General features: G+C 67.9%; 10 protein-coding genes and 1 tRNA gene. 4 read left to right on the forward strand and 7 right to left on the reverse strand.

From position 1 onward, the window contains the following. Positions 1 to 154 precede the first annotated feature (154 nt). From AWC08_RS24210 to AWC08_RS24225, 4 genes are read right to left on the reverse strand one after another with little or no spacing between them, the layout of a single operon-like run. Entirely contained in the window at positions 155 to 568 is a 414-nt protein-coding gene (locus AWC08_RS24210; RefSeq protein WP_016895229.1) for a DUF6262 family protein, read from the reverse strand. Then, positions 565 to 2,574, reverse strand: a complete 2,010-nt coding sequence (locus AWC08_RS24215; protein WP_078343183.1) for a tyrosine-type recombinase/integrase — start codon at positions 2,572 to 2,574, stop codon at positions 565 to 567. Before AWC08_RS24215 ends, AWC08_RS24210 begins: the two co-directional genes overlap by 4 nt. After that, entirely contained in the window at positions 2,561 to 3,658 is a 1,098-nt protein-coding gene (locus AWC08_RS24220; protein ID WP_231752584.1) for a tyrosine-type recombinase/integrase, read from the reverse strand. Before AWC08_RS24220 ends, AWC08_RS24215 begins: the two co-directional genes overlap by 14 nt. A gap of 11 nt (positions 3,659 to 3,669) precedes the next feature. Beyond that, complete coding sequence (locus AWC08_RS24225) at positions 3,670 to 4,371, reverse strand: hypothetical protein (protein WP_231752585.1); 702 nt, start codon at positions 4,369 to 4,371, stop codon at positions 3,670 to 3,672. A gap of 270 nt (positions 4,372 to 4,641) precedes the next feature. Here AWC08_RS24225 and AWC08_RS24230 point away from each other — a divergent pair, with 270 nt between their 5' ends. Beyond that, the gene (locus AWC08_RS24230; protein WP_016895225.1) at positions 4,642 to 5,739 is read left to right on the forward strand and encodes an XRE family transcriptional regulator; all 1,098 of its coding nucleotides are present in this window, start codon (positions 4,642 to 4,644) and stop codon (positions 5,737 to 5,739) included. A 15-nt stretch (positions 5,740 to 5,754) separates the two neighbouring features. Next, the gene (locus tag AWC08_RS24235; protein WP_016895224.1) at positions 5,755 to 6,084 is read left to right on the forward strand and encodes a hypothetical protein; all 330 of its coding nucleotides are present in this window, start codon (positions 5,755 to 5,757) and stop codon (positions 6,082 to 6,084) included. A 72-nt stretch (positions 6,085 to 6,156) separates the two neighbouring features. Here the strand turns inward: AWC08_RS24235 and AWC08_RS24240 are convergent, their stop codons facing one another. Continuing rightward, complete coding sequence (locus tag AWC08_RS24240; protein ID WP_069435411.1) at positions 6,157 to 8,115, reverse strand: heavy metal translocating P-type ATPase; 1,959 nt, start codon at positions 8,113 to 8,115, stop codon at positions 6,157 to 6,159. After that, complete coding sequence (locus tag AWC08_RS24245) at positions 8,112 to 8,492, reverse strand: ArsR/SmtB family transcription factor (protein WP_082658790.1); 381 nt, start codon at positions 8,490 to 8,492, stop codon at positions 8,112 to 8,114. Before AWC08_RS24245 ends, AWC08_RS24240 begins: the two co-directional genes overlap by 4 nt. 82 nt (positions 8,493 to 8,574) lie before the next feature. Here AWC08_RS24245 and AWC08_RS24250 point away from each other — a divergent pair, with 82 nt between their 5' ends. Together AWC08_RS24250 and AWC08_RS24255 are read left to right on the forward strand one after the other, a co-directional pair. Next, positions 8,575 to 9,171 carry a class I SAM-dependent methyltransferase gene (locus tag AWC08_RS24250; RefSeq protein WP_016895220.1) on the forward strand — a complete coding sequence of 199 codons (597 nt, stop codon included), beginning with the start codon at positions 8,575 to 8,577 and terminating at the stop codon, positions 9,169 to 9,171. A gap of 43 nt (positions 9,172 to 9,214) precedes the next feature. Beyond that, positions 9,215 to 9,820 (forward strand): methyltransferase family protein, encoded by a 606-nt coding sequence (locus tag AWC08_RS24255; RefSeq protein ID WP_197419930.1) that lies wholly within the window; start codon positions 9,215 to 9,217, stop codon positions 9,818 to 9,820. A gap of 28 nt (positions 9,821 to 9,848) precedes the next feature. Here the strand turns inward: AWC08_RS24255 and AWC08_RS24260 are convergent. Continuing rightward, positions 9,849 to 9,919, reverse strand: a tRNA-Ala gene (locus AWC08_RS24260). Positions 9,920 to 9,988: the final 69 nt, after the last annotated feature.

Genomic DNA, 9,988 nt, shown 5'->3' on the forward strand with positions numbered 1-9,988 from the left:
CGATATCTCTAGGTGAGCGGCGTGTGGAGTCGACGTCTACGACGGGGCCGCGGCTTGGCGTAGGTCCGTCGTCGTGGCCGGGTTATCTGTAGGAAGTCGTCGACGGTGGTGGGCTGCGCTGTGGCCCCGTTGGTTCTGGTTGGGTCCGGTCCGGCTATGACGGATGCGGTGTCGCCGCAGGGATGCGGGATTCGAGGAGTCGGCTGCGAAGTGCTTCGTTCTCGGTGCGAAGCTGCGCGAGTTGTTCGGTGAGTTCACGGTTGCGGGCGATCGCGGTGGCGAGTTTGGTGCGTAGCGATTCCAGGCTTGCCGCGCGCCCTGTTGCGGCCGTCGCCGTGGTGGTCGTGGTGGTGCGGAGGTTGGTGATGTCGTCGCGTAGTTGGCTGTGCTGGTAGAGGAAGCTGGTCGATACACCGGCGTCGCGGGCGACGTCGACGAAGGTGACGGGCTGACCGGTGTTTCGCAGTCGGGTGATCGCGCGGCGGGCGCGGGCGGTGGCGTCGGTGGTGCGGGCGGCGGCTGCTGCGGTCAGGCGTGCGGTGCGGCGTTCGCGGTCGTCGGCGCTCACTGAGGTTCCTGCGTGGTGTTCGGGTCGATTTCGCTGATCAGTTTGGAGACCTTGTCGAGCATCGCCGTGTTCAATTCGACGGCGGCTGCGTCGCCGCGCTCGTGAGCGTCGGCGGTGAGGCGTTGCAGTTGGTCGCGGTGCGCGATATGGGCGCCGAGGAAGACCCGGCCGCCGGGGTCGTGGAAGGAGCAGTCGAGGCAGGGGTTGGGCCGGAATTCGCAGCGTTGCGCCGTTGGGAGAGTGCAGAATCCGTTGGGCAGCGCGGTGGTGAACCGGGCCCGGAGCCGCTCCACGTCGGCGTCGGTGTTGGTCGTGTCTGTTGCGGCGCTGTTCCAGAATTCACGTGCTTTGCGGGCCAGGGTGTCGTCGGTGATGCGGGCGTATGCCGAGGTCATGGTGTCGCTGTGGTGGCCGAGGAAGTCGCGCACTTCTTGTTGGGTCCAGCCGTTGTTGAGCAGTGTGGTTCCGATGGTGTGCCGGAAGCGGTGCACATCGCCGCCGGAGATCGGCTCGCCGGTGATGGTCGAGGTGGTGATGCCGTGTTCGGTGAACAGTGCGGCGAGGCGGTGCCGCAGGCCGCTGGTCGACCAGGGTTGGGTGCGGCCGGCGGCGGCGTTGGACCGGGCGCCGGGGAATAGGTGCTCGGCGTCGGGGCCGTAGGTGTCGCGCACGCGGGTCTGCTGGTCGAGGACGATGGTTGCGAGGCTGTCCGGGATGGGGAATCGGCGCCAGGCCCGGGTTTTGGGCATCCAATATTCGATCCAGTAGCCCGCGTCGGAGCGGTGCAGGCAGTCGATGGGCAGGGCGACCAGTTCGGAGATGCGGCAGCCTGCCCACCGGGTGGTGGCGATCATCGACCGCAGGGTGGGGTCGGTTGCGGGGTTGTCGACGATCAGCGTGTCGACGCGTTCGATTACGTCCGGCGGGAACGGGCGGGGGCTGCGGGTCTTGCGGTGCACGTTCTCGCCTCGTCGGAGGAACACCGCCGACCCGAGAGCGGGCACGATCTGGGTGTCGTGCAGCGACTCCAGCAGGTAGGCGGCGGTATTGGCCAACCGCGCGTCCGCTTGGGTGTCCGGTCGCCGGGTCCACGCCAGGTAGTCAAGGAAGACCGGCCTGGTCACCGCGGACGGTTCCGGTGATTCGTCGTCGCGGGTGAGGAACCGGGCGAGCTGGCGGGTGGCGCGCACCCACTGGGTCAGCGTGCCCCAGGCCAGGGTGGCGGTGGTGAGCTGCCGGCGTGCGAGTTCTTTGACCGCGTCACGCAGCCACGGCACGGTCACCGTCGACCAGTCCACGGCGGTGTGTGTCGATCCGGATTGGGTGGCGTCGAGAACGAATTCGAATCCGTCTCGCCAGTGCCAGTGGTCGTCGGCCCACGGGTCCGGGTTGGTGGCGCCGTCGAGGAGTCGGAAGAAGCGCCGAATGTAGGGTGCGCACAGGGAGTCGAACGAGCTCGCGTGCGGCCAATGCTGCCGGCACAGCAGAAGCCACTCGCCGGCGGGTCGCTCGGTGAGGGAGTCGGTGATCCGGCCGTCGGCGGTGTCGATGAGCACCATCAAGAAGCGGCGGAGGCTGGTGTTGGGGGTCCAGTCGCCGCGGCGCACCTTGGTGGCGACGACGAACCGGATCTCATCGGCCGCGATCTGCGGTAGCCGCCGGAAGTCGACGATCTGGGCCGAGAGGTGGCCGCGCGGGGCGCCGACGGGTTGGGCTTCGAAGGTTGCCCATGCGGTGAAGTCGGCGGGCTGGCCGGCGCGGAACCATTGGAAGTAGTGCGCGTAGCACAATCCGCGCCGCTCGGCGCCTGCGGAGTGGGGGCCGCCCAGCCAGTACCGCTCGCTGTTGCATGCGTCGACGGCGCAGGGGTCCGCCGCCTGGCGGCGGCGGTCTCCGGCCGGTTCGACCACCTGCCACGTCGGCTGACACCACGGCCCGTCGGGTACCCGTAGCGGCGAACGGCGGCCTCTGCGCGTGGAGTCAGGGTGGGAATCAATGTTTCTCATGGCCTGCCTCGCGCTGCGGTGGCGCCCACACCAGCTGCTCGGTGCGGCGCAATCGGTCTGCCAGATCGTCGCTGGCGAGGTGGATGTAGACGTCGGCGCTGGCGGCGTGCGACTGGCCAAGCCGGGCAGCGATCTCAGCCGACGTCCATCCGGCCTTGGCCAGCGCAGTTGCGTGGGTATGGCGCAGCATGTGTGGGTGCAGCCCGTCAAGGCCCGCTACGGAGCCGATGTGCTCGATGATCTGGTAGGCGTTCGAGTACGACAGCGGCCCGCCGACCGGGGGCCGGGACAGGTTGACGAACACGTAATCGCTGTCCAGGTCGGAGATCTCACTGAGGAGGTAAGCGGCGTACAGGTCGAAGAACCGGCGGGGCGCGGCCACCGCGAATTGCGCTCGCTGCTTTGACAGCGCCCCGTTGGCGTTGTCCTCCCGGCGGCACACCTGCACTCGCTTGCGCATCGGGTCCAGGTCGGCGTGCCGTAGGCCTAACGCCTGCCCGACCCGCAGGCCCAGGTCATAGAGCGCGGAGAGCAGCAGCCGGTCGCGGTGGGTCGACGCCGCCGCCAGCAACGTCGCGAAGTCGGCCTCGAAGTCGATCAGCTGCACGGTCTCTGCCGGCTGCTTGCCCGGCCGGGTCAACCGGGAGACCGCGCTGGGGTGGCGTTGCTCGATGTGGGCCAGGAAGCTGTGTGCCCGGCGCGGGAGCCGCGACGGGTTGCGGGTCAACACCAGATCCTGCGGTCCGCGGCCTTCGACGCGGTGGAACTCGTAGAACTCGCGCACGGCCGCGCTCACCGCTTTGACCGTTCCCGGCGCCCGGCTACCGGACCGGGTCGGCAGCGGGGGCAAACCGGCCGACAGCGCCCCCACGAAATCACACAGTGCGTCGAATACTACGGCGTCCCAGTCGATTCCGCGTGCGCCCAGCCACCGGTAGAACAAGCTCAGGTGGCGCGCATACGAGCGGACGGTGTTCTGCGACCGGCCGATCGCACGCAGCCAGTGCAGGAACTGCTCGACCTCCCCGACCGGTAGGCCTGAAGCGTCTACGACCGTCCACGACGCCCGTCCGTGGATGGTCACCGGTGCCGCCTTCACTCGGCATCCCGGGTTTCCTCGGGGCGCCGGGGCCGCACCTGGATGTCGGGCCGCAGGTCTTCCTGCGGTTGGCGGGCCGGCATCGGCGCGGCTGCGGCGGTGTCGGCAGGAAGTGCCCCGGGCAGCCACTTCATGTCGCGCTTGCGCCACGTCGCGTATTGGGCCTGCACCTTGGCCATCGGAACCTCGAAGCGGTCCCAGTCGACGCCCGGCGCGCTGACCCAGATCCGGCGGATATGGGTGTCGGTGACGATGTCGTAGTCCCAGGTCAGCTCGCAATGGGTGGGATCGCCGATCAGGCCCAGGGTCGCCGAATCCTGGGTGAAGAACGCGGTCCGCCGCGGGGTGGTCGGTTCCATCTCGTTGTGGTGGATCATCATGTGCGTCTTGCCGCGGCTGTTGATCTCGGGCCAGCGGTAGGGCTTGACGACCGTGTGTCCGGGTGGATGCATGCCGCGGGTGCTCAGCCACACATCGGTGCCCGCCGCGACGGCGGCCGCAACATATGTGCCGCGCCCGAGCCCTTGCATCACGGTTCGCAGATGTGCGGAGTGCCGGGCCGACAAGGCGTTCCAGTCATCGACGGCGGCCAGCAGCATCGCCCCCACCCCGACCGCCACCTGGTTGAGCAGCCGTCGGGCCTCCTTGCGGGAGACCGGACGGTCGGGTGTGTTGGGTTGATCCATCGGAGCTGTCACGACCCCGCCTTTCAGCCGAAAACCTTGCATAGAATCGTGCGGACCGGGGTAAAGTTTGAGGCCGGAAGACACGCCGATCGCATACGGAGCAGCCGGTCTGCAGGCGTCACGGGCTGGAGTTGCGCTATCGTCACACCAGCCACACACGCCCCACGTCCGTTAGTGGGCGTGAACTGGGAAAACGCAGATCAAACGGTGTTTCTGCGCGAATTCGCGGCGGCGGCGGGCTAGTGTCGAAAGACAGCACCGAGACGGTTGGGGAGGCGATCTGTGACGGCACCGGACCCGTACGACGACGCGGCGAACAGCGTGATGGTGCAGTTGACCCGGTTGTCGCGTGGGTGGTCGAAAAAGCGCCTGGCCGACGAGGCCGGGGTGTCGGCCTCGCACGTCAGCAGGGTCGAGGCGGGGCTGCTGCCCCTGGCAGGGAAGGCCTTGCTCGACTACGCGCAGGCCATGGAATGCCGCCCGGAAGCGCTGTGCGTGCCCTTCACCCGGTCCCCGGCCCAGGGCAGCCACTTCCGGGCCAACCTGAGTGCGGCCGAGTGGAAGCGTGACCGCGTGTGGGCGCGCGCGAATCTTGTCGCGATGCGGATCGGCCGCCTGGTGTCCCGCGCCGACATCAACCCCAAGCTTGCGCTTCCCGATCTCGACCCGGCCGACTACGCCTCCGAGCTCGGAGAGATCACCGTCGCCCAGGTTCTGCGCCGCCTGTGGCGCGTCGCCGGCCCGATCCGCTCGATGACCGAATTGCTCGAAGCCGCAGGGGTGTTCGTTGTGGTCGATGGTTTCCTCGACGACGAGATCGACGCGGTGACCCTGCGAGCAAGCGAGTATCACCCGCACCTGGTGTACGTCAACGCGGCCCGGCCGCCCGACCGCATGCGGATGACGCTGGCCCACGAACTCGGCCACCTGGTCATGGATGCGATGACGCTGGTCAGCCCCGCCGAGGCCGAGCGGCGGGCCAACAGTTTCGCCGCCGAGTTCCTCGCCCCCATCGCCGACATCGGCTTTGACTTGGACCGCGTGTCAGTGCGGGCCGTGCATGAACTCGATGAGCTGCGCCTCACCTGGGGTGTGAGCGCGTCGTCGCTGGTCGTGCGGGCCCGCGAGCGAGGTGTGCTCTCCGACTACCAGTACCGCTCGATGTTCCGGCTGCTCAACGAGACCGGCCGCATGTATGGCCCCCGCCCCGGCGTGGCCGAGGAGATGCCCCGTCTCGTCGGCGACGTACTCGGCCAACTCGCGGCCGGCGGCTACACCGCCAGTGAACTCGACGACATTACGCTGCTCACCGGCGCGCAACGCGGCGCGCTCTTCGGCGTAAGCGACAGGCCCGGCGCCCGGCACCTCACGATGGTCTAAACACCGGGCGCGATCGTGGGCTGGAATCGCACCCCGGTCCGCGACGAGCAGTGGAAAGCGCCGGTCCACTGGACCAAGCAGGGGCAAGCCCTTGAGCAGGACCACGCCGCAGGCGGCCGCCGATGCCGTGTGGTGAACGACAGTGGTGGTGCGCTCGGACGGGTCGTCCTGCGGCGCAGATACCTGCGTATCTACGCCGAACTGCGGTGGCAGACCAACAACAAAGAATGCAGCACGTACCTCTGCCAGGTATCAGGCAAGAGCCGAAGCGCAAACCTGGCGGCCGCCTGGCGGCGAGCGCACAGTCTCGGCCTGACCGCTGCCGGCCGTGACGCAAAGGCGTGATAAGTCATCGGCAAACACCACACCTTGCTGACCTCCTCGCCTGGCTGGTTACGCGATGGATGATGCCGGTGGTCAACGCGATATCGCGGAGGCGGCTACTTCGGCCACCGGATCATGGTCCCGGCCTGGCTGTGCCAGTGGTTTGGTGCGCCCGGCCCGGACACCGTTGGCGATGACGACGATTTCGGCGAGTTCGTGCACCGCGACGACCGCGGCCAGGCCGAGCACACCGGTGAGGGCGAGCGGGATGAGCACTGCGATCAATCCCAGTGAGAGGCCGACGTTTTGGAGCATGATGCGCCGGGCTCGCCGCGCGTGGGCCAGGGCCTGGGTGAGGTGGCGCAGGTCTTCACCCATGAGGGCGACGTCGGCGGTTTCGATGGCCACGTCGGTGCCCATCGCACCCATCGCGATCCCCAAATCGGCGGTGGCCAGAGCGGGGGCGTCATTGACGCCATCACCGACCATGGCCGTCGAGGAGCGTTGGCGCAGTTGACCGATCAGCGCCGCCTTGTCTTCGGGCCGCAGATCGGCATGCACCGTATCGATCCCCACCTGGCGGGCCAGGGCTTGGGCGGTCGCTTGGTTGTCGCCGGTGAGCATGGCGACCTGATAGCCGCCGCGGCGCAGGTGTTCGACGACCTGGGCGGCTTCGGGCCGCAGTTCGTCGCCCACCGCGACCGCCCCAATGACCTGACCGTTGTCTTCGACCAGCACGGCGGTGGCGCCGGCGGCCTGCATGGCCGCGACGTGTTCGGACAAGGGTCCGGGGTCGAGCCAGCCGGGGCGCCCGAGCCGTAGCCGGTGGCCGTCACGGTGGCCGAGCAGTCCGGCCCCGGTCACCGCCTCCACATCCTCAGCTGGTTGGACCGGCCCCTCGGTGGCGGCGAGAATCGCTGCAGCCAGCGGGTGTTCGCTGCGGGCCTCCAACGCCGCCGCCACATCTAACACGTGGTCGCGGCTGTTGCCGTTGGTGGTGGCGACGTCGATGACGGTGGGCTGGTTGGCGGTCAGGGTGCCGGTCTTGTCTAGCGCGACGGTGCGCACCGCGCCGAGGGCTTCCAGCGCGGCGCCGCCTTTGACGAGGACGCCGAGCTTGGAGGCGGCGCCGATCGCGGCGACGACGGTGACCGGCACCGAGATGGCCAGCGCGCACGGGGAGGCGGCCACCAGCACGACCAGGGCACGTTCAATCCACACCAGCGGATCACCCAACACGGAACCGATGGCGGCGATCAGCGCGGCCGCGACCATGATCGCCGGAACAAGCGGTTTGGCGATGCGGTCGGCCAGGCGCTGGCTGGCGCCCTTGCGGGACTGCTCAGCCTCCACGATCGCCACGATGCGGGCCAACGAGTTATCAGCAGCGCTGGAGGTGACCTCGACTTCGAGCACCCCGGTGCCGTTGATCGATCCGGCGAACACATCACTGCCGGGTCCGGCCTCCACCGGAACGGATTCGCCGGTGATGGCCGAGACATCCAGTGCGGTGCGCCCCGAGGTGATGGTGCCGTCGGTCGCGACCCGTTCGCCGGGCTTGACCAGCATCCGGTCACCGACCCGCAACTCCGCTGGCGGGATGGTGATTTCGGCGCCGTCGCGCAGGACGGTGGCCTCGTCGGGCACCAGCGCCAACAACGCGCGCAGTCCCCGGCGGGTCCGGGCCAGTGAGTATTCTTCGAGGCCCTCGCTGATGGAGAACAGGAACGCCAGCATGGCGGCTTCGCCGACCTCGCCGAGGATCACCGCGCCGATGGCAGCGATCGTCATCAGCGTGCCGACCCCGATCTTGCCTTGCGCTAACCGGCGCAGCGTCGAGGGTACGAACGTGTAGGCCCCGATCGCCAACGCCAGCGCATACAGGCCGATTTCGACCACATGGGGGCCGCCGGACCAGCCGACCGCATAGCCGGCCAGCAGCACCACCCCCGCGGCTGCGGCCGCGCGTAGTTCGGTGATCTCCCAGAGCCGTTCGGGTTCCTGCTCGCCTTCGTTGCGGTCGTCGCTGCCGCAGCCGCACGCCTCGCTCATCGCGCTACCTTCCGTTCAGTCGGGTGGCCGTAGTTGGGGCACAAGGCGACGGCGTTGCCGGTCGCCTCCAACACCGCCTCGGCCTCGCGAAACATGTCCAGCAGTTCCGGCCGGGCCAGCCGATACACCGAGGCGCGGCCCTGGGGCCGGAAATCCACCAGCCCACAGTCGCGCAGGCACGCCAGATGCGACGACACCGTCGATTGCGCCAATCCCAACTCACCGGTCAGATCCACCACCCGAGCCTCACCACCAGCTAGGCGGCGGGCGATCGCCAACCGGGTGGGATCGGACAGACTGTGAAACAACGCCACCGCCCCCGCCAACTCGTCGCGCGATGCACTCGGCGGCGCAGCACCCATACTTTTCATCGACATATCGCGATGATAGCCTACAACATAGATTGATCGGAATTAGTCGATGACAGCGCTTGCGATTGATGAAGGCTGAGGTGGCGCGGTGAAGCTCAACACCATCGAACGGGCAGCGATGAACAACCCGATTCGGGCTGCCCATCAACACCATCGGGAAGCCGCATGGTTTCGCCGCCTCGCCGGTGGCGACCTCACCGGCCAGGACGTACTCGAGACCGGCTGCGGACGAGGTGTCGGCTCCGAAGTCATCCTCGACCGGCTCCAGGCCCGCCACGTCACCGCATTCGACCTCGACGACACCATGGTCGAGCTCGCCCGCAAACGCCTCCATCACAGGCCCGTATCCCTGTCAGTCGGCGATGTCTGCGACATCCATCAGCCGACCGCCAGCCACGACACCGTCGTTGACTTCGGCATCATCCACCACGTCCCGCACTGGCAGCTGGCCGTCGCCGAGATCGCCCGAGTGTTGCGCCCCGGTGGGCTGCTGTTGTTCGAGGAAGTTCCACGCCGCATGCTCGACACCTGGGCGTTCCGCACATTCACCGTGCACCCACGCGAAAACCGCTTCGAGTCAGACGAATTCGCCGCTGAACTGGCCCGCCACGGCCTGCACGGCACCGCCCGCATCGAACACCACCTTCGCGGGCTCCTCTTCATCGGGGCCGCCCGAAAGATCTGACCTGCCACCCCCGCGACCACGAAAGCCGACCACGATGTCCGCGATGTACGCCATCATCGCCTTGCTCCTCGTCGCGGCTTTCTGGCTGCTCGACGGCTACGTGCGAGCCCGTATTCAACGCCATCGCACCGGCGACAGCGGCATCCGCATCCCTCGCACACCCAAACAGTGGTGGGCCCGAGGAACCCTGGCCTCCGGCATGCTGCTGCCCGGCATCGCCGCCCCCATCGCCGAACTGCTGGGCCTGCAGCCAGTGCCACTGTTGGACCACGGGCCCAGCCGCGTCGCCGGCATCATGCTCGCCGCACTGGGCGTGTTCGCCGCGTTCGGCGCCCAACGCGCAATGGGATCTTCGTGGCGCACCACTGTCGACCCCACCGAACGCCCGCCACTGGTCACCACCGGCATTTTCGCGATCGTGCGCAACCCCATCTACACGTCGATCAACGTCATGGTTATCGGACTAACCTTTGCGGTTCCCAACGGTATTGCACTCGCCGGCGTCGTGATGATCATCATCGGTAGTCAACTGCAGGTCCGCCTGATCGAAGAGCCCTACCTCACCGCCACCCACGGCCAGGCCTACCGCGACTACTGTGAGGCTGTCGACCGGTTCCTGCCCGGCATCGGGCGGATCAGACGGGCGTAGTGTCACCGCCGGCCGTACCGACCAAAGGTGGAGCCACGGGGAATCGAACCCCGATTTGAGCCTTGCAAAGGCCCCGTTCTACCGTTGAACTATGGCCCCGTCATGGATATGACCGTGGCGGTATCACCGCTGGTCACACCCACTTTCATCTACCTCTCCTAGAGATAA

Source organism: Mycobacterium gordonae (genome assembly GCF_002101675.1).
In the GTDB taxonomy this organism is placed as follows: domain Bacteria; phylum Actinomycetota; class Actinomycetes; order Mycobacteriales; family Mycobacteriaceae; genus Mycobacterium; species Mycobacterium gordonae.

Bases quoted from the DNA above. Each gene is read 5' to 3' on its own strand.
- AWC08_RS24215 (WP_078343183.1), bottom strand. From the start codon at position 2,574: ATGAGAAACATTGATTCCCACCCTGACTCCACGCGCAGAGGCCGCCGT.
- AWC08_RS24240 (WP_069435411.1), bottom strand. From the start codon at position 8,115: ATGAGCGAGGCGTGCGGCTGCGGCAGCGACGACCGCAACGAAGGCGAG.
- AWC08_RS24245 (WP_082658790.1), bottom strand. From the start codon at position 8,492: ATGTCGATGAAAAGTATGGGTGCTGCGCCGCCGAGTGCATCGCGCGAC.
- AWC08_RS24255 (WP_197419930.1), top strand. From the start codon at position 9,215: ATGTACGCCATCATCGCCTTGCTCCTCGTCGCGGCTTTCTGGCTGCTC.